The organism is Streptomyces sp. NPDC052701, from assembly GCF_040678355.1.
GTDB lineage: Bacteria > Actinomycetota > Actinomycetes > Streptomycetales > Streptomycetaceae > Streptomyces.
In genome coordinates this window covers 1-19,338 of record NZ_JBFATO010000017.1, presented here as the reverse complement: position 1 = coordinate 19,338, position 19,338 = coordinate 1, and the positions used below count along the sequence as shown (strand labels likewise).

14 protein-coding genes and 1 pseudogene are annotated in these 19,338 nt (G+C 75.4%); 7 read left to right on the top strand and 8 right to left on the bottom strand.

What is annotated here, in order from left to right; translation table 11 throughout:
- Positions 1-165 precede the first annotated feature (165 nt).
- Entirely contained in the window at positions 166-1,179 is a 1,014-nt protein-coding gene (locus AB0L29_RS20310) for a BtrH N-terminal domain-containing protein (protein ID WP_365829018.1), read from the top strand.
- 466 nt (positions 1,180-1,645) lie between these two features.
- On the opposite strand, the pseudogene AB0L29_RS20305 reads toward AB0L29_RS20310, so the two are convergent.
- Positions 1,646-1,976: pseudogene (locus AB0L29_RS20305) on the bottom strand (site-specific integrase); the annotation flags it as partial.
- 531 nt (positions 1,977-2,507) lie between these two features.
- Here AB0L29_RS20305 and AB0L29_RS20300 point away from each other — a divergent pair.
- Positions 2,508-3,005, top strand: coding sequence for a hypothetical protein (locus AB0L29_RS20300; protein ID WP_365829016.1), 498 nt, complete (start codon positions 2,508-2,510; stop codon positions 3,003-3,005).
- Between the two features lie 49 nt (positions 3,006-3,054).
- On the opposite strand, the gene AB0L29_RS20295 is transcribed toward AB0L29_RS20300, so the two are convergent.
- Positions 3,055-4,968 carry an N-acetylmuramoyl-L-alanine amidase gene (locus AB0L29_RS20295; RefSeq protein WP_365829211.1) on the bottom strand — a complete coding sequence of 638 codons (1,914 nt, stop codon included), beginning with the start codon at positions 4,966-4,968 and terminating at the stop codon, positions 3,055-3,057.
- 183 nt (positions 4,969-5,151) lie between these two features.
- Entirely contained in the window at positions 5,152-6,291 is a 1,140-nt protein-coding gene (locus AB0L29_RS20290) for an aminoglycoside phosphotransferase family protein (RefSeq protein WP_365829014.1), read from the bottom strand.
- 234 nt (positions 6,292-6,525) lie between these two features.
- On the opposite strand from AB0L29_RS20290, the gene AB0L29_RS20285 reads away from it, so the two are divergent.
- On the top strand, positions 6,526-8,019 hold the full coding sequence (locus tag AB0L29_RS20285; RefSeq protein WP_365829012.1) for a hypothetical protein: 1,494 nt from the start codon (positions 6,526-6,528) through the stop codon (positions 8,017-8,019).
- A 41-nt stretch (positions 8,020-8,060) separates the two neighbouring features.
- Here the strand turns inward: AB0L29_RS20285 and AB0L29_RS20280 are convergent, their stop codons facing one another.
- The gene (locus AB0L29_RS20280; RefSeq protein WP_365829010.1) at positions 8,061-9,452 is read right to left on the bottom strand and encodes a SpoIIE family protein phosphatase; all 1,392 of its coding nucleotides are present in this window, start codon (positions 9,450-9,452) and stop codon (positions 8,061-8,063) included.
- A gap of 636 nt (positions 9,453-10,088) precedes the next feature.
- Positions 10,089-11,660 carry an alpha/beta hydrolase gene (locus tag AB0L29_RS20275; RefSeq protein WP_365829008.1) on the bottom strand — a complete coding sequence of 524 codons (1,572 nt, stop codon included), beginning with the start codon at positions 11,658-11,660 and terminating at the stop codon, positions 10,089-10,091.
- Positions 11,661-11,930: 270 nt separating this feature from the next.
- On the opposite strand from AB0L29_RS20275, the gene AB0L29_RS20270 reads away from it, so the two are divergent.
- Positions 11,931-12,626 (top strand): chaplin family protein, encoded by a 696-nt coding sequence (locus AB0L29_RS20270; protein ID WP_365829006.1) that lies wholly within the window; start codon positions 11,931-11,933, stop codon positions 12,624-12,626.
- 491 nt (positions 12,627-13,117) lie between these two features.
- Here the strand turns inward: AB0L29_RS20270 and AB0L29_RS20265 are convergent, their stop codons facing one another.
- Positions 13,118-13,603, bottom strand: coding sequence for a nucleoside deaminase (locus tag AB0L29_RS20265; RefSeq protein WP_365829004.1), 486 nt, complete (start codon positions 13,601-13,603; stop codon positions 13,118-13,120).
- 124 nt (positions 13,604-13,727) lie between these two features.
- Here AB0L29_RS20265 and AB0L29_RS20260 point away from each other — a divergent pair, with 124 nt between their 5' ends.
- Positions 13,728-14,504 (top strand): GNAT family N-acetyltransferase, encoded by a 777-nt coding sequence (locus tag AB0L29_RS20260; protein WP_365829002.1) that lies wholly within the window; start codon positions 13,728-13,730, stop codon positions 14,502-14,504.
- A 191-nt stretch (positions 14,505-14,695) separates the two neighbouring features.
- On the opposite strand, the gene AB0L29_RS20255 is transcribed toward AB0L29_RS20260, so the two are convergent.
- Positions 14,696-15,265, bottom strand: coding sequence for a sigma-70 family RNA polymerase sigma factor (locus AB0L29_RS20255; RefSeq protein ID WP_365829000.1), 570 nt, complete (start codon positions 15,263-15,265; stop codon positions 14,696-14,698).
- A gap of 123 nt (positions 15,266-15,388) precedes the next feature.
- Here AB0L29_RS20255 and AB0L29_RS20250 point away from each other — a divergent pair, with 123 nt between their 5' ends.
- Entirely contained in the window at positions 15,389-16,423 is a 1,035-nt protein-coding gene (locus AB0L29_RS20250) for a MerR family transcriptional regulator (protein WP_365828998.1), read from the top strand.
- A 296-nt stretch (positions 16,424-16,719) separates the two neighbouring features.
- Here the strand turns inward: AB0L29_RS20250 and AB0L29_RS20245 are convergent, their stop codons facing one another.
- Complete coding sequence (locus AB0L29_RS20245) at positions 16,720-18,252, bottom strand: SDR family oxidoreductase (protein ID WP_365829210.1); 1,533 nt, start codon at positions 18,250-18,252, stop codon at positions 16,720-16,722.
- A gap of 627 nt (positions 18,253-18,879) precedes the next feature.
- Between AB0L29_RS20245 and AB0L29_RS20240 the strand changes: the two genes are divergently transcribed.
- A complete protein-coding gene (locus tag AB0L29_RS20240; protein ID WP_365828996.1) occupies positions 18,880-19,047 on the top strand; it encodes a hypothetical protein in 168 nt (55 codons plus the stop codon).
- Positions 19,048-19,338 lie beyond the last annotated feature (291 nt).

Below are 19,338 nucleotides of genomic sequence, written 5' to 3'. Positions count from 1 at the left end.
TGCGGGCAACTTCCCCTGGTCTGCGACGCGCTCTTCGCCGCCATCCACGAGCAGGGACCGCGCCCACAAGCACCCGTTACGCGAGGCGTGTCCCGTCGGACCGGCAGAGGCACCGCGAGAAGAACCGATGACCCGAGTGACCATCCCCGTCCAGGAGAGCACGGCATGACCACGGTAATAGGCATCGATGCCCGCGGCACGCAGCACTGCGAGACGACAGCCCTGGGGGTGCTGCTGCGGCACCAAGGACTTGATCTGTCCGAGCCCATGCTGTTCGGCCTCGGCTCCGGTCTGTCCTTCATCTACTGGGACGCCAAGAACATGGGCTTCCCCTTCCTCGGGGGACGGGTCAAGCCCTTCGACCTCACCAGGAACCTGGCCACCAGGCTCGGGCTGGAGCTCCTGGTCCAGGAGACCACATCCCCGCGCAAGGCATGGGACAGCGTGGCGGCCTCCATCGACGCCGGCCGCCCCGTCGGACTCCAGCTCGACAGCTACCACCTGGACTACTTCGACTCGAAGGCCCACTTCGGCGGCCACGTCGTCGCCATGTACGGCTACGACGACCACAAGGCCTACCTGGTGGACACCGACCAGCAAGGCGGAGCGGTCTCCACCAGCCTGACCAGTCTCGCCCGGGCCAGGGCCGCGCGCGGCCCGATGACCGCCAAGCACCGGTCCTTCACCCTCACTGCTCCGGGAAACCTGCCCGCCCCACACGGGCGGATCGTCCCCGCCATCACTGCCTGCGCCGACGCCTTCCTCAACCCGCCCATCGCCAACCTCGGTCACCGCGGCATCGAGAAGGCCGGCAAGCTGGTACGCACATGGCTCCAGCGCACCGACAACCCGCAGCGAGACCTGCCACAGGCCGCCCTTCTGATGGAGAAGGCCGGCACCGGCGGCGCCCTGTTCCGCAACCTCTACCGCGACTTCCTCGCCGAATGCACCGATCTGCTCGACAGCAGCCACCTGCGCACCGGCCACACGCTGTACACCGAGGCAGCCACCCTGTGGACGGAAGTGGCAGCACTGATCAAGAAGGCCGGTGAATCGGGCGATGCGCAGTGCCTCGTCCAGGCCGGCTCGGTCCTCGGCGATCTCTCACGTATGGAGCGCGAGGCCATGCAGGCGCTGAGCTGCCTGGGGAGTGAGACCCCAAGCATGATCCGGCCCTGACAGCCTTCAGGAAACCTTCGTTTCACCGTTCGTGCGGCACCACATCGACCTGCTGGGCCGCTGCTCGTTCCACCTCCCGGACCTGTCCGGCGGCCTGCGGCCCCAGCGCGATCCGGACACGAGGAACGACGAGTAGCACCGGGAAGCAGGAGGCGCAGACGCTTCCGCGGCGCAGGAGCTCCTCGATGGTCTCCCTCCGCACACAAGGACTTGGGCCACCAGCTGGTCGGGGGGAAATACATGCCGAACACCCCGGGCGGCACCACCGGAAACGGGAACGGAGGCCCTGCGAGCGATGGGGCAGGTGCCCAGTCACCTCCTCTCCCCGCGTCAGGCGGGCAACGCACACCCGCCTCGGCTCCGCAGCCCGCGGCGGTTCCCCCGCCACGCCCACACCAGGAACAGCACCGACACCAGCCAGTACGCCGACGACCCCTTGGCGTCCGTAGGCGGTTCGGCCGCACCGCCGGGCGGCGCCGGCGTCCCAGTGCACGGCTTCCAGCACGTGCTCCTCGCGCACCTGGCCGCGGCGGCGGGCGTTCGTCCGGCGCCCTTCGTCCTGGCCGGGCAGCGGCGCCCGGCGAAGTCCAGGTCCTCGACGCCGACGCCCAGGACCTCCTGCGCCCGCCCGGAGATCTCGTGGAGCATCCTCCCCAGCGTCTTTTCCCGCAGGTGGACCTCGCGCCGGGCGGTCAGCCTGTCGATGGCCGTCTTCGAGCGGACCGGGGTCCGGCGTCCGGCACCGCCGGCCGCTTCGCCCGGGCCGGGACCGTCGGGCCCTCGCACCCGCGCTCGGAGGCGGGGTGATGGTCAGCGTCTGACGCGGCTGCGGACGGTCAGGACCGCGAGGCCGGCCGCCGTCCGGGAGCCGCGCGCCCCCGTCCGCGCCCCGTTCGCCCGCGCCGTGCGCCCCGCGGCGAGCCGGGCCCCGCCGACGCGGCCCGCCTGCCGCCGGTACCCGAGGGCGCCGGTGCCTGGGCGAAGCGGCCGCCCGCCCGCCGGCCGTCCCCGTCCCGGCCTGGGCGCGGGGCGCCGGGGCCGCCGTGGAGCGGGGCCCGTGTACGGCGCGGGCGAGCCGGTGGCCGTCCTCGCCCAGGCCGTGACCGCCTTCCGCGCGAGCCCCGGCCGGCGGTGGCCGCGCGCCTGCCACGTGCCGCGCCACGTGCGGTACTTCCTCATGGAGCACCCCGCCGGGAGCGGCGCGGGCCGTCCCGCGGAAACCGGGTCGGGACGGTCCGCCACCACGAACGGCGCAGGAGGACCGCGCAGGCGAACGGGGGGTGCCGCCCGACCGGCACACGGCAGGTCCGGGCACGTACCATGGCGGCATGTCGTTCCTCCGCCGCCGCAGTGCCACTCCCGCCGGGCCCGACTTCGACGTACTGGCCATGGACCCGGGCGACTGGCCCGGCAACCTGGGCGCCGGGCTGCTGCCCGCCCCCGACGGCACCTGCCAGGGCGTCTTCCTGCGCTACGACCTGTTCGGCGGCCGCGGTCCCGCGATGATCATCGGCAATCTGCCGGAGGGCTCCCCGGCCCGCGACGTCCCCGAGGGCCAGGTCCCCTTCGAGGTCGCCCAGCTGCTGCTGGCGCTGGAGAACGACGAGGAGGTGACCGTCGTCGGCACCGAGGACGCGCCGGTGATGCAGGGCGACAACCTGCTGATCGTGCGCCGCGTCAAGCTCTCCGAGAGCCGGATCTCCTGCGTGCAGTTCGACCGCAGCGACAACGTCCTGGTGACCATCGCCGCCTGGGACCGCCCCATCACCGACGACCTGTACGCCCTGCTCAAGCCGCTGCCCGCGGAGCTGTTCCAGCAGGACTGAGCCCCGGGCGGCCGGGCCGGACCCCGGCGGGGGCCCGGCCCGAAGCGGGTCACGGCCGCGCGGCCGACGGCTCCACCCGTACGTCCGCCGCCCGCACGAACGCCACGCGGTGACCGAACTGGATCGAGTGGTACAGGTCCTCGCCGACCACGACCCGGTGCGAGGCCGGGTCGAAGGACACCGCGTAGTAGTACTCGCCGCGCACCGTGCCGCCCACGACGTACCGCTGTCCCTTGAGCAGCCTGTACGGCAGCGGGGACACCGCCTGGGCGGGCACGCCCGCCGGGTAGGCGGACGCCTCCGGGTAGGCGCGGCCGTACACCGGGACGCTGTCCAGGCCGTCCCTCGGGGTCACGACCCGGCCCCTGGCGGGCACCGCCGTGGGCCGCCGCTCCGGGTTGCGGAACCAGGCCTTCTCGCCCAGGTACCAGATGGCCGTCCAGTCCCTCCACCGGCCGGCGACCGCGAACTGCTGACCGGTGGAGACCCGTGAGGACAGGTCGTTCACCCCGGTCTTGGGCGGGGTGCCCAGGCCCGCGTCCGTGATCAGGGGCGCGTTCTCGTCGTGGTCGGAGTACAGCCGTACCGCGCTCGAACCGTGCACCGGGCACGGCTCGCCGCTGCCGGCGCAGCCCGTGAACACCGGCCGGTTGGCGGTGTAGTCCGGACGGATCGTCACCACGCCGCTGTTACGGCCCGCGCCCCGTTCGAAGGGGCGGCCCAGCAGCTCGAAGTAGTGCCGCCAGTCCCAGTACGGACCCGGGTCGGTGTGCATGCCGGGGACGGCCGGGGCGGTCGGCCCGGGCACGTTGTCGTGGCCGATGATGTGCTGCCGGTCCAGCGGGACGCCGTACTTCCCGGCGAGGTACGTCACCAGCCGCGCCGACGACCGGTACATGGCCTCCGTGTACCAGGCGTCCGGGTCCGCGAGGAAACCCTCGTGCTCCAGACCGATCGACTTGGCGTTGACGTACCAGTTGCCCGCGTGCCAGGCCACGTCCTTCGCCCTCACGTGCTGGGCGATGTGGCCGTCCGTGGAGCGCAGGCTGTAGTTCCACGACACGTAGGCGGGGTCCTGGACCATGTCCAGGACGCCCTCCCAGGTGCCCTCGGTGTCGTGGACGACGATGTACTCGATCGACTGCGAAGCGGGCCGGTTCCCCAGGTCGTGGTTGCCGTAGTCGCCGTCCCCGAACTGCTCGTACGGTGCCGGGATCCACTCGCAGGACACCGACGCGGGGCACTCGGTGCCCGCGGCGGAGGCCGTGCGCAGCCCGGTGCGCCGCAGCTGCGCGGTGTCGGGAACGACATCCGGCCGGGCAGGCAGGGAGATCCGCTCCCCGGCGTCCGTGGTGCGCTCCTCGCCGCCGCGGATCACGTCGTACACGCCGTCGGCGTACGCCGCCGCCGTCGCGCTGTCGTCCGCGCCCGAGAAGCGGGCCACCGCCCCGTACCAGTCGGCGGGATCGGGACTCGGCGGCTCGCCCAGCTCCCGCTGGGCCGCGGCCAGCAGCGCCGCGCCGCCCGCCACGTTCGCGGCCGGGTCGGTGCGCAGCCGCTCGGGGTCCAGGCCGGTCAGTCGGGCCGCCTTCGGCAGGGTGGTCAGGCGGGCCGGGAGCACGCCGGTCAGCGGCGGCTTCGCCGCGGGGCGCGGCAGCGGGCGGGCGTCGTCGCCGCGCGGGTCCTCCGTGCCGTCGGCGTGGTGCCCGGCCGCGGCGAGGGCGGTGCGGGCGTCGGTGAGGTGCATCGGGCCGTAGCCGCCGGTCACACTCGGGGCACCGCCGTGCGTGTCCCAGCGGGACTGCAGGTAGGAGACCCCGAGCAGCACGCTCTGCGGGACCCGGTACTCGGCTGCCGCGGCGGCGAACGCCTGCTGGAGGCCGTCCGGTCGCGCCTCGGGCGGGGCCGCGCCGAGCAGCGGGAACAGCAGCGCGACCGCGGCCACGGTGCCGGCGGTACGCATACGTCTGGTGCCGGGAGCGGATCCTCGCACTGCGTCCTCCTGTGAGCCGACGATCCGTCAATCATGCCCACCGCGGCGGGATCTGCCACGTCGTCGGAGGCCGGGCGGGTGCCGCGGCACCCGCGCGCACACGAACGTCCGCGGCGCGCCCTCGTCCGGGCGCACCGCGGACCTCCGTCCCCGTCAGCGAGTCCCGACCGCCGCGCGCACGGCCCGTCGGGCCAGGTGGCAGTCGTCGTGCAGCCGCCGCAGCAGCAGCCGCTGTTCCTCACCGGACGGCACAGCACCGTGGTGGGCCGTCCCCGGTGCCGCCGGGGCCGCGTCGTGCATCGAACGCTGCAGGGCGGTCTCGTAGGTACGGATCTCACGGGTCAGCACGAGCATCAGGTTCACCAGGAAGGCGTCACGGGAGGCCGGACCCGCCGACTGCGCGATCTGGCTGATCTGCCGCCGGGCCACCGGCGCGTCCCCGAGCACCGCCCACAGCGTCGCCAGGTCGTAGCCCGGCAGGTACCAGCCCGCGTGCTCCCAGTCCACCAGCACTGGACCGGCCGGTGAGAGCAGGAGGTTCGACAGAAGCGCGTCGCCGTGGCAGAACTGGCCCATGCCGTGCCGCCCGGCCGCCTGCGCGATGCCGTGCAGCAGTTTCTGCAGATCGCCCATGTCCCGGTCGGTGAGCAGGCCCAGCTCGTGGTACCGGGAGATCCGCGCCGCGTAGTCCAGCGGCGCGGCGAACGCGCCCGCCGGCGGACGCCAGGCGTTGAGCCGGCAGATCGCGCCGAGCGCGGCTCTGATGTCCGCCCGCGGCGGGGCCTCCGCCGGGTGCCGCTGGAGTGCCGCCATACGTCCGGGCATCCGCTCGATCACGAGGGTGCAGTTGTCCGGGTCCGCCGCGATCAGCCGGGGCGCCCGTACCGGAGGGCGGTGCCGGACGAACGTGCGGTAGGCAGCTATCTCGTGGCGGATCCGCTCGGACCACGCGGGAGAGTGGTCCAGTAAGCACTTGGCGACTGCCGTGCTGCGTCCGGTCGTACCGACCAGGAGCACGGAGCGTCCGCTGCGGCGGAGCACCTGCACCGGAGCGAACTCCGGACAGATCCGGTGCACCGCCGCGATCGCCGTGCGCAGCTGGGCGCCCTGGGGGCCGGACAAGTCGAGTCTCCCGCTGAGCGGTTGGGCGCCGGGCCCCGCGGCGCGCCGCGGTCTGCCCGTGCCGAGCGCGGGCGCCGCCGGGCGTGCGGGGGCGAGGTACGGGCCGCTGTCCGTGGGACGGGGACGCAGCGGCCGGGGCGGGGCGGACACGGAGGACGATGCTGCGTACATGGGCGATACAGATCCCTTCGTGTGCCTGCGACGTCATCGCACCACCCGGCCCGGCCGCCCGGGGGCACCCTGGGGAATGTCCCTGCGGCGGCCGGGGCGGGGTGGCGCTTTCCTACCTGACACCCGACGGCCGGTGGCACACCATCTGGCGAACCCTGGCGAACCCTGGCGAATAGTCGCCCGGCAAGTCCGGCCGGGCTACTGTCAACTCAGCCGAGAACCTGGGGGCTTGACGTGAGCGGACAACCCAATACCCGGCTCGCGGACCTGTTCGGCCTGGCCGGCTGGTCCAAGGGCGAACTCGCGAGACTGGTCAACAAGCAGGCGGCGGCCATGGGCCACCCCCAGCTGGCGACCGACACCTCCCGGGTGCGGCGGTGGATCGACACGGGGGAGATCCCGCGCGATCCGGTGCCGCGGGTGCTGGCGGCTCTGTTCACCGAGCGTCTCGGCCGTGTCGTGACCATCGAGGACCTCGGTCTGGTCCGGCACGGGCGTGCGGGGAAACGGCAGGGCGGCGGGAGCGCGGAGCCTCCCGACGGAGTGCCGTGGGCGCCCGAGCGGACCGCCGCGGTCCTCACCGAATTCACGGGAATGGACCTCATGCTCAACCGACGCGGCTTGGTGGGCGCGGGCGCGGCGCTCGCCGCGGGATCCGCACTCAGCAGCGCCATGCACGACTGGCTGCACACCGACCCTGCCCTGACTGCCGACGCTTCCGACCTCCCCCGTCCCCTGCACGCCGACCCCGTCGGGTTCGACCGCTACGAGGCCGCCCCCATCGGGTCGCAGGAGATCGAGGAGCTGGAGCGCTCGGTGGAGGTGTTCCGCGCCTGGGACGCCGCCCGCGGCGGCGGACTCCAGCGCAAGGCCGTGGTGGGCCAGCTCAACGAGGTGGGCGGCATGCTCGCCTACCGGCACCCACCCCACCTCCAGCGGCGCCTGTGGGGCGTCGCCGCCAACCTCGCCGTCCTCGCGGGCTGGATGTCGCACGACGTCGGCCTGGAGCCCACGGCCCAGAAGTACTTCGTCATCGCCGCCCACGCGGCGAGAGAGGGCGGCGACCGGCCCCGGGCCGGCGAGGCGCTCTCCCGGGCGGCCCGCCAGATGGTGCACCTGGGCCGGCCGGACGACGCCCTGGACCTGATGAAGCTGGCCCAGTCCGGTTCCGGCGACGAGGTGCTGCCGCGCACCAGGGCCATGCTCTACACCGTCGAGGCCTGGGCGCAGGCCTCCATGGGCAAGGGCCAGGCGATGCGCCGCACCCTGGGACAGGCGGAGGACCTCTTCGTCTCCGACAAGGGCGACGTACCGCCGCCGAGCTGGATGCAGCTGTTCGACGAGGCGGACCTGTACGGCATGCAGGCCCTGTCCTACCGCACGCTGGCGGAGTTCGAGCCCGACGCGGCCGTGCACGCGCAGCACTACGCGGAGAAGGCCCTCGCCCTGCGGATCGACGGCCGGCAGCGGTCGAAGATCTTCGACTACCTGTCCATGGCCTCCGCCTGCTTCATCGCCGACGACCCCGAACAGGCCGACCGGTACGCCCGGCTGGCCCTGGTGTCGATGGGCTCCAACTCCTCGCTGCGCACCTGGGACCGGCTGCGCCAGATGTACCGGCTCACCGCCGAGTACGCCGGCTACCCGAAGATCCAGGAGCTGCGGGAGGAGATCAAACTGGCCCTGCCGAAGAGCAGGGCCAAGGGCGGCGGCACCGCACCGGCGTAGGGGCACGGGCACGGCCCCGTCCGAGGCCACCCCGGTGCCCCTTACGACGTCACCCTGACGACCAGTACGCAGGCGGCGTCCTCGCGCTCGTCCGCGCCGAACTCCTCGACGACCGTCCGCACGCAGTCCTGTGCGGTCCGCGCCCCGGTGAGGCGGGGGGCGAGAGCGAGGAGGGAGTCCACGGCCTCGGTCCCGCCCTGCCCGGACACCAGTCCGTCGGTGTGCAGGAGCAGCAGGTCGCCCGCCCGCAGGGTCTCCTCGGCCTGTCCGTAGGCGCCGCCCGTGGTGGCGCCGAGCAGGACGCCCTGCGGTGCGCTCAGCACCCGTCCCGTCCCGTCGCGGAACAGCAGCGGGGCGGGGTGTCCCGCCCGGGCCCACACCAGGGTGTGGGTGCCGGGCCGGTAGCGGCAGCAGACGGCGCTGCCCAGGGCCGGTTCCTCGGCGGCGTCCACCAGTTGGTTGAGCCACGCCATCAGCTGCCCGGGCCGGGTGCCCGCCATCGCCATGCCGCGCACCGCGCCGAGCAGCATCGTCAGGTCCGGGGTCACGCCCACGCCGTGCCCGGTCAGGTCGCCGAGGCTGAGCAGGACGTCCCCGTCGGGCAGTTCGAGCGCGTCGTACCAGCCGCCGATGAGCGGGCTCGCCGTCGCCGGCAGGTGGTGGGCCGCGAGGTCGAGGGTGCGCGGACCGCGGTGCGGGAGCCGCAGGGAGCCGTGCCACGACGGCACGGCCTCCCGCGGCCCGGCCGCGGACCGGTGCCCGGTCCGCCCGGCGGGCCGGTGGCGGGTGAGCGAGTCACGGGTCTCGCTCACCGCCGCCTGACTGCGGCGCAGTTCGCTGACGTCCCGCAGCACGGCCCACATCGAGGCCGTGCTGCCGTCGGCGTCGAGCACCGGTTCGCCCATCATGTGCACGGTCCGCGTCCCGCCGCCCGGGCGCACCACGCGGAACTCCCCGTCGATGGGCCGGGCGTCGACGAGGCAGTGCGTGACCATCGCCGTCAGCTTCCCCCGGTCCTCGTCGAGCACCAGCGAGGGCAGTTCGTCGAGGGTGAGCGGGGGAGTGGCGGGGTCGCGGCCCAGGATCCGGTACAGCTCCCCGGACCAGTCGGCCTCATCGGTGAGCAGGTTCCACTCCGCGGTGCCGACCCGGGTGAGCAAGGAGCCGGGCCGGGGTCCGGCGGGAGCGGTCCCGGGCGGCGGGTCGTCCCGCAGTTGCGCCAAGTGCTGGTCGATGTCGTCGAGTTGGTGCAGTGCCAGGTCGCACAGCGCGCGCTGCCACCGTTCCCGCGGGTCCGATCCGTCGCCCTGCGCGTCCCGCCGTACGGCGTCCACGTCGCCCTTGAGCCGCCGCGTCTGCGACAGCAGCGCGTCGACCGAGCCGCGCCCTGGCGGCTGGGCGGCTGGGCGGTCCGCGGAGAGATGGGGCGGCATGACGCACTCCGATGCGGGGACGGTGGGGCCAAGGCGGGCGGAGGGACCGTTACGACTGTGGCACAGCCCGCGACGCCCTGTAAGGGATTTGGCAACACACGATAAGGCGATGCTTCCGGCATATGCCACAGTCTTCCTGGAGTGACTCCGGGACTGCCTTCCGGCTACCCGGCCGTGTGCATCAAGTCGTAGGTACTGTACGCGACTTGACGGACGGCCGGAGGTGCCGGTGTCGCGCTCGGGCAGAGGTTCGGCGCTCTGGTGTTCCCCCGTCGTGTCCTGCGCCTCGGTCACGCTGCGTCAGGGACGTCCTCGTGTCGGCACCGCGGCACGCCCGCGTTCCCGTCCGCGTCCCCCGGCGTGCCGTCCGGGACGGACCGGGCGTCGGCGCCGGTCCCCGGCCACGGCGTGACGTGGTCGGCGGCCGGCACGGACACCGCCGGGCGGGGGAGCGGGCGGCACAGCCCGGCGGGGGCGGCGGGGCCGAGGCCGTGCTCCACGACAGCACCACAGGGCCGAGCGGGGTGTGGGGCGCCCGGGTGGATCCCCCCTCCCGAGGGAAGGGCGGAGCCCGGGGCGGCGCGATCGCGGGCGCGGGGGCCGTCGGCGGGTGTGGAGCGGGGGCGGGCCGGGGCCTCAGCCGTCGTCGTGGTCCGAGCCGCAGGAGCTGCCGTTCGGCGGCAGGCCGCCGTAGAGGAGGAAGTCGTCGATCTTGCGGTGCACGCACTCGGAGGAGGCGTACCCGGTGTGGCCCTCGCCCCGGTTGTCCAGCACCACCGCCGACGGGCCGAGCCGCTTCGCGGTCTGCTCCGTCCAGTGGTACGGCGTGGCGGGGTCCCCGCGTGTGCCGACCAGCAGCATCTTCGGCGTGTCGAGGTCCTTGACCTCCGTGCGGATGAAGTCGGTGCCCTTCGGGCGGCCGTGGCACATCAGCACCTGTGTGAGCCGGTACCGGCCGAAGACCGGTGACGCCTCCTCGTAGGCGGCGCGCAGCCGGCCGAGGTCCCTCTCGATCTGCGCGGCGGTGGGGCGGTCGGGGTCGTCCGCGCAGTTGACCGCCATCAGGGCCGCCGGAAGGTTGTCCAGGGGGATGTCCTCCTGGTCCACGAGGCCGCCGTCGGGGTCCTGCCGCGGCGGGAGCGTCACACCGCCCGTCGCGAAGGCCTCGACCGCGTGGGTCTCGCCGTCCTCCAGCAGCCGGGCGAGGGCCCGCTCCAGCGAGGGCCACATCTCCCGGCTGTAGAGGGCCTGCCCGATGGCGCCGGCCAGGTCCTGGCCGGAGAACTCGTTGCCGAAGTCCGTCGGCACCGGGTTCTCGTCGAGCGAGCGGACCAGCCGGACCACCTGCTCGCGCGCGTCGCGCGGATCCTGCCCGAAGGGGCAGGCGATGTCCTTCGCGCACCAGGTCAGGAAGCTCTCCAGGGCGGTCTGCTGCCCCCGCGCGCTCGCCATGCCCTGCTCGGACAGCGGTTCCGTCAGCGTGTCCACGCCGTCCAGCGCGAACCGGCCCACCCGGTCGGGGAACTGGGCCGCGTACACCGCGCCGAGCCGGGTGCCGTAGGAGAAGCCGAGGTAGTTGAGCCGCTTGTCGCCGAGCGCCTGGCGGATCACGTCCAGGTCGCGCGAGGCGTTCACGGTGCCGATGTGCCGCAGGACGGGCCCGGAGTGCTCGGCGCACTCGTCGGCCGCCTCGCGCAGCCGTGCGAGCACGGTCCGCGGATCGCCGGCCTCGGCGCCGCCGGCCGTCACCGCCAGGGTCGCGTCGGTGTTCTCGCCGCAGCTGACCGGCGAGGACCGGCCGACACCGCGGGGGTCGAAGGACACCACGTCGTAGCCGTCCGTCAGCTCCATGAAGTCGTCGCCGCCGGCGGCGAGTTCGCTCACCCCCGAGCCGCCGGGGCCGCCGAAGTTCAGCAGCACCGAGCCGCGCGAGGAGCCCGTGGCCCGGTAGCGGGCCAGCGCCAGGTCGAGGGTGCCCGCCTCGGGCCGGGCGTAGTCGAGCGGGACGGTGACCTTGCCGCACTGCAGATCCTTCGGCATGTCCACGCCCTCGCACGCCGACCACCGGATCTCCTGGCGGTAGAAACGGGTCAGGCCGGATCGGGCGTCGTCGGTGGCCGACAGTCCCGCACCGAACACGGCCAGTGTGACCGCGGCCGTGACCGCGCCGCGCCGGACCGAGGGCCGCTTTGCGAACTTGGCCAGCATGGATGCCTCCAGGGCGCCCCACAGCGGACCGGGAACCGGCGCCCTCGCCCACCATAAGCGGACCCCGTGGGCCGCGCCTCCGGACGACCGGGACCCGGCCGGCCGCCGGGCCCGCCCGCCCCGGCCGCGCGTATGACGTTCTTTACCGCCAGTTCGACGAACGGGCCGCTCGATGGAGTGAAAGACGGATGAGCCATAACTCCGATGGTCCGCCCGCGTTCTATCCGGTGCGGGCGAGCGCCCGCGACATCTCTGGAAGGCAGGGAACCTATGGGACGGGTTACCCGAAACGGTTTGATCGCCGTCGTCGCCGCCTCGGGCGCGATGGCCGTGGCAGGGCAGGCGTACGCCGGCTCCTCGGCGGACGGCTCCGCGGCCGGCTCGCCCGGGCTGGTCTCCGGCAACACCATCCAGCTCCCGGTGCACGTCCCGGTGAACGTGTGCGGGAACACCGTGGACGTGGCGGGGCTCCTCAACCCCGCGGCGGGCAACGCGTGCGCGAACCGGGACCAGGCGGGCGACCGGGACGGCCGGTCCGGCGAAGCGGCCGCCGAGGGGCTGGGAGAGGGCTCCCCGGGCGTGCTCTCCGGCAACGGCGTGCAGCTGCCCGTCGATCTCCCGGTGAACGTCAGCGGGAACAGCGTGAACGTCGTCGGTGTCGGCAACGGATCCGCCGGCAACGACTCCGTGAACACGCCCGGCGGCGACCGGCCCGACCGGCCCCAGGCCCCCGACCGGCCTCAGGCCCCCGAGCGGCCGGCGCCGAAGCCGTCGGTGCCGCCCACGGCGCACCCGGCACCGCGGCCCGCCCCGCACACCGAGAGGCCGGCGGCGGGCTCCCTCGCCCACACCGGAGCGGACCGGACGGTGCCCGCCCTCGCGGTGAGCGCGGCGCTGGTCGCGGGCGGCGTGGTGCTCCGCCGGCGCTTCCGCCCGCGGCCGGACGGCCGGGGGACGGCCGACTGAGGGCCGAGCGGCGGCCGGCGGACGGCGCGGGGGCGGTCGGCCCGGGCGGGCCCCACGGCTCCCCACCGGCCGCTTCGCCGGTGGGGGCCGGTCCTGGCCGGGCGCGGCTCCTCGCGCGTCCGCCCGCACCACGGCCGTCAGCGGCACCACTGCCGGGCCCCCGTGGCCCGGCCTTCCTCGTCGGCGCCGTGGACGGTGCCGGCCGGCGCGGCGCCTCGGCCGGTGTCGCGGGCACGTCGGGACCGCGCCGCCGGCACGGCGCGTGGAACGGCAGCCGGCTCGCGTCGGGCCGGCGCGGGGTCTGCACCAGGAGGCGGGCGACGTCGCCGGCGCCCGCCTCCACGGCGTCGATCCGGCGGCTCACGGCGGACGCCGGGACCGGCGGGGAGGCCGGGACGTGGCCCCGTCCGGTCCCACCGATCGTGGGCACCGCCCGTTCGGCCCTGCGCCTGGGGCGGCCGGGCGGCGTGGCGGCCCCGGCCGTCCGTCGGTCAGGCGTGCCCGCCGTGGAACCGGACGTGCAGCGCGCGCACCTGCTCCACCAGCTCCGGCACCGGGCCCTCCACGGTCACGCCGGGCGCCACCTCCTGGACCGGGAGCGTCCGCACCGGCGGCGCGGGCACCCCCAGATCGGCCAGCCAGCCCGCGAGGTGCGCGGAGGAGGCGACGTACACGATGCGTCCGAGACCCACCCAGGCGTGCGCGGCCGCGCACATCGGGCAGTGCTCGCCGGAGGTGTAGACCGTCGCCGCCGCCCGTTCCACGGGGGTCAGGTGGGTGGCCGACCAGCGGGCCAGCTCGAACTCGGGATGCCGGGTGCGGTCGCCGGAGGTCACCCGGTTGTGGTCCTCGCCGAGCACGGTCCCGTCCCCGCCCACCAGCACCGACCCGAACGGTTCGTCCCCGGCCTCCAGGGCCTCGGCCGCCAGCTCCACACAGCGGCGCAGATACGGCAGCTCGGCGTCCTTCACGACCATGGCGTACGGCCCTCCTCGCGACGTGGCGGTCTGCGAGCAGCCTAGGACCGCGCTGTCCGGACAGCCGGTCCGACCGGGCCGTAAAACCGTTGCCCGGTCGGCGGGGGCGTGCTGGAGTGGGCCCATGGACCACGCCGCGGTGCTCGCCCTCGTCGACCGGGACCTGCGCCGGCAGGCGCGGCCCGACGGACCCGGCGCGCGGATCGAGCGGACGGGGGACGTGGTGCGCCAGGTCGCCTCCGAGCACGGCTGGAACGGGATCGTGTGGTCCGCCCTGGACGAGGCGGGCGCGGACGCGGCGATCGCCGAGCAGGTCGCGTACTTCACCGGGCTCGGCCGCGAGTTCGAGTGGAAGCTGTACGGGCACGACCGGCCGGCCGGCCTCGCACGGCGCCTCGTCGCGGCCGGGTTCCGGCCCGGACCGGCGGAGACGCTGATGGTCGGCGAGGTCACCGGCCCCGGCCTCGACGCCGAACCACCCGAGGGCATCCGCATCCTGCCCGTCACCGACCGGGCGGGTGTCGGTCTGCTCGCCGACGTCCACGAGAAGGCGTTCGGCACGGACAGCTCCTTGCTGCGCCACCGGCTCCTCGCCCGGCTCGCGGCCGGGCCCGGCACCCTCGTCGCGGTCGTGGCCCTCGCCGGCGACGAGCCGGTGAGCGCGGCCCGCATGGAACTCGTGCCGGGCACCCGGTTCGCCGGGCTGTGGGGCGGCGGCACCGTCGAGGCGTGGCGCGGCCGGGGCGTCTACCGGGCCCTGGTGGCCCACCGGGCCCGCGTCGCCGAGGCGCGCGGCTACCGCTACCTCCAGGTCGACGCCTCCGGCCGGAGCCGCCCGATCCTCGAACGCCTCGGCTTCGCCGCGCTGGCCACGACGACGCCGTACACGTACGCGCCGTAGCCCCACCGCCTCCGGCCGTGCGGCGCGGTTCCCGCAGCCCGGCGGGCGGCACGGCGGCCGGAACGTGCGCTCCCGGCGCCCGGGCCACCGTGGCGTGGGCCGGCGGCGTCCCTCCCGCGGCACGGGTACGGCGGCGAAGCGCGCCCCGGTGCCGGCGGGTGCGCGGATGCACCGGGCGCGCTCCCTCCGGCTCATCCGTTCCGCAGGCAGCCGCGCAGCCGGCGCAACCCGCGCCGCGCGTGGCTCTTGACCGTGCCCAGGGGCCAGCCGGTGCGTTCCGCGATCTGGGTCTGCGACAGGTCCTCGTAGAAGGCCAGGTGCAGGACCTGCCGCTGGGGCGCCGGGAGCCGGGCGAGCTCCTGCCGGACCAGCGCGCGGTCGAGGACGGCCTCGGGCGACGCGGCGGAGTCGGCGAGCACCAGGTCGGATCCGGCCGCGGCGAGCAGGTCGCAGCGGCGGGTCCGCGCGGACAGTGCGTCGGCGATCCGGTGCCGGGTGATCCCGACGATCCACCCGCCGACCGTGCCCCGCTCGGGCCGGTAGCCGGCCCGTCCGCGCCACACGCCGAGGAACACCTGCTGGGTGACGTCCTCCGCCTCCGCGGCGTCCCCGAGCGAGCGCCGGGCCAGGGTGTGGACGAGCGCCGACCAGCGGTCGTACGCGGCGGCGAGGCAGGCCGGATCGCCCGCGGCCAGGCCCCGCGCCAGGTCCTCGTCGGTGAGCGGCTCCTCGGGCGGGCGGCGCACCGCGGGCGGGCTCATGGCGGCGGCTCCTCACGTGTCGGGCCGGCGGGGTGGTGCCCCGGTGCCGCCATCGTCCGGGCGTGGGCGCGAGCGCCTCAACTCGCATCGGTTCTGCGTCGAACGGTGCCGTAGAGTCGCCCCATGGCCGAGCCCACAGGCGTGGAAGCCCCCGGACCGGGGTCCGCGCCGGCCGCCGTCCCGGGCGCCGGCACGGGTCTGACGACCGGTGCGGTCGCCCGCCGCCTGGGTGTGTCGCCCACCACCTTGCGCTCCTGGGACCGCAGGTACGGCATCGGCCCGGCGGTCCGCGCCGGCGGCCGGCACCGGCGCTGGTCACCGCGGGACGTGGCGGTGCTGGAGACGATGTGCCGGCTGACGTCGGCGGGCGTGCCGCCCGGTGAGGCGGCCCGCGTGGCCAAGGAGGGCTCCGGCGGCGCGCCGCCGGACGCCGCGCCGGCCCGCGCCGCATCCGCCGGCCGGCGCTCCCGGGCCGCCGGGACGCTGCCCCTGGGCGACGTGCGCCAGGAGTGCCGCGGCCTGGCCCGGGCCGCCGTACGGCTGGACGCCCCGGCCGTCGAGGAGCAGCTGGCCGACGCGGTGGAACAGCACGGCCTCACCGTCGCCTGGCAGGAGGTGATCGTGCCGGCCCTGCACGCCGTCGGACGCAAGTGGGCCTCCTCCGGCGACCGGTACGTCGAGGTCGAGCACCTGCTGTCCTGGCACGTCTCCACCACCCTGCGCCGCCACACCCGCCCGCCCGTGCCGCGGGGCGGGGGTCCCGCCGGGCCCGTGATCCTGGCCTGTGTCCCCGGCGAGCAGCACACCCTGCCGCTGGAGGCCCTGAACGCGGGGCTCGGCGAACTCGCCCTGCCCACGAGGATGTTCGGCGCGGCCGTACCGGCCGAAGCGCTCGCCGCGGCGGTGCAGCGCCTCGGTCCGGCGGCCGTCGTCCTGTGGGCGCAGGCCCGCTCCACCGCGAACCTGCCGCTCGCCCGGCACGTGGCGGGGACGCAGTGGGGCGTGAAGGGTGCGCGCCGGCAACCCGTGGTGGTGCTGGGCGGCCCTGGCTGGGCCGGGCGTTCCGCGGGAGGCGTGTTCCGGCCGACGAGTCTGCGGGAAGCGCTCGACGTGCTGGCCGGCGCGTGCGGGGCGGCGGCCCCGGCCGGCCGGCGGTGACGGCCGGCGTGCGGTGACGGCCGGCGCGCCCGGCCCGGGCCGGACGGGGCCGGCCACCGGTGAGCTCAGTCCCTTCGCCCGCGAGCCCGTCCGAAGCGGGCGGGTCCCCCGGCGAGGCCGGGGACGGGATCGACGGGGGGCCGACGACGGGGCCTACGGCGGGCGGGAGCGGCGAGGCCGGGGACGGGACCGACGACGGGCGGGAGCGGCGGCGCCTTCCGGGCCGGGGCACCGGTGCCTCCCGGCCGGTGGGGCATCGGTGCTCCCCGCCCGTGGCCCGGCACGGACGCGGCCGTCTATCCGGTGCCGGCGGTCTCCCTCTTCCGGGGGGACGCGGCCGGCTGCTCCGCCGCCCGCGCGATGTTGCGGGCCATGCCGCCGAACACGACGGCGTGGAACGGCGACACGCCCCACCAGTAGGCCTGGCCCAGCAGGCCGTGCGGATGGAACAGGGCCCGCTGGCGGTACCGGGTGCGGCCCTCGCCGTCCGGCTCGGCGTACATCTCCAGCCAGGCCAGACCCGGCAGCCGCATCTCCGCGCGCAGCCGCAGCAGCCGGCCCGGCTCGATCTCCTCCACCCGCCAGAAGTCCAGCGAGTCCCCGACCCGCAGCCGCTGCGCGTCACGGCGCCCGCGGCGCAGGCCGACCCCGCCGGCCAGCCGGTCCAGCCAGCCCCGCAGCGCCCAGGCCAGCGGGAAGGAGTACCAGCCGTTCTCGCCGCCGATGCCCTCGATGACCCGCCACAGGGCCTCGGGGGAGGCGTCCACGACCCGTTCGCGCCGGTCCGTGTAGAGGCTGCCCCCGGCCCAGTCGGGGTCGGTGGGCAGGGGATCGCTGGGCGCGCCGGGCACCGAGGCGGACGACCACCGGGTGGCGACCCGGGCGTCGCGCACGTGCCGCAGGGCCAGCCGTACGGCCTCGTCGAAACCGATCGGGTGGCCCGGCGGGTCGGGCACGTACCGCGCGATGTCGTGCTCGCGGCACACCACCTCGTGGCGCAGCGACTCGGTGAGCGGCCGCGCGATGGCCGCGGGCACCGGGGTGACCAGGCCGACCCAGTGACTGGACAGCCGGGGCGTGAGGACCGGGACCGGCACGATGACCCGGCGCGGCAGGCCCGCGACCACCGCGTACCTGGCCATCATGTCCCGGTACGTCAGGACGTCCGGGCCGCCGACGTCGAAGGCGCGGTTGACGTCGTCCGGCATGCCGGCGCTGCCGACGAGGGCGCGCAGCACGTCCCGTACGGCGACGGGCTGGATCCGGGTGCTCACCCAGCTCGGGGTCACCATCAGCGGCAGGCGTTCGGTGAGGTAGCGCAGCATCTCGAAGGAGGCCGAACCCGAGCCGATGACGATCGCGGCGCGCAGCACGGTCGTCGGAACGCCCGATCCCAGCAGGATGCGGCCCACCTCGGCGCGGGAGCGCAGGTGCGGCGAGAGGTCCCGCTCGGGCACGTCCCGCGGCGTGAGCCCGCCGAGGTACACCAGGCGCCGTACGCCCGCGGCGCGCGCCGCCTCCGCGAAGGTGCGCGCGGCCCGCCGGTCGGTCTCCTCGAAGTCCCGGCCCGTGCCGAGCGCGTGCACCAGGTAGTAGGCGACGTCGATGCCGCGCATGGCCGAGGCGAGGGACGCGGTGTCCGTGACGTCCCCGCGCACCACCTCGGCGTCACCGGCCCACGGATGGTCGCGCAGCTTCTCCGGGGAACGGGCCAGGCACCGCACCCGGTGGCCGGCGCCGAGCAGCTCCGGCACGAGCCGGCCGCCGATGTATCCCGTGGCGCCGGTCACCAGGCAGTGGAGCCCGCGTGCGGGGTCGTCGCCGTTCATCAGCCCTCGGCCTTCCGTGTCGGTGCCCCCTCTGTCCATGTTCCCCCCTTCCGCGGATCACTTCACCGGGAGGGGGCCGCGCGGATGCGCCGGCGTCCCGGTACCGCCGGACCGGACGACGGCCACTCGCGCCCGCACCCCTCGCCGGGGTCCACGGGCCGCCCGGACGGCCGCAGCAGACGAGTGGGGGAAGGGCGTGCGAGGCCGGGAGCGCACGGGACCCCGGAGGGGCAGCCCGCGGTCCTCCGCCGCCCGCTGCGTGATCCCGGCGGCCTCCCTGGCGCGGATCGCCTTCACCGTCGCCTTCGGCGTACTGCCCGGCACGCTCGTGGTGCGGCCGCCGCCGGCCCCCGCGTCCGTACGGGACGCCGGTGCCGCGGCGTGGCGGCCCGGGCGTCCCGTACCGGCGCGGCGGCGCGAAGGCCAGGCGGAGCGCCGGGCGGCGCGGCACACGCGGGCCGGACGGCACACCCGGGCCGTTCACGCCCCGGCGGCCGGAACATCACCTCGCGTCGGCGCCCGTGCCACACGACCTCGAACAGCCGGACATGCTTGCCCCGATCGTGGGCAGCCGGATTGTACGGAGTTGTCGGTTCGAGCGGGTCGATCATGGAGGTGTCTGCCGCTATGAGCGCGAAGGTGTTGGAGCGTTTTCCTGCGGGAGCTCCGCGCGGATCGTGGCCGGCGGAGGAGTACGCGGCGGCGCGGCGCGCGGAGGGCGAGCCCGCGACGGTCGTCATGGATCTGAAGTCGGACGCGTTCTTGGTGGTTGTCCCGGCGCGCGAGGAGGACTGACCCCCGCAGGGGGTCGGCCGCCCCGCGACGCCCGGTGCGCGGGGGCGTCGGCGGGGATCGCCCGGACGGGACGGCGGGACGCGGGCACCGGCGCGGGCGCCGGTGCCCGGCGGGCGTCCGGTGCGGGACGGTCGTCCACGAGCGGCCCCCGCGCCGGCGCAGGCCGGTGTGACGGCGACCGGAGTGGATCCGGTCGCGTCGAACCGTTGCGGCGGCGCCTCCCGGGCCAGTAACTCCATGAGTCTGAGCAAGCCGTCGGTAACGAGATGGTCTTCGTCCTCCACCGTTCCA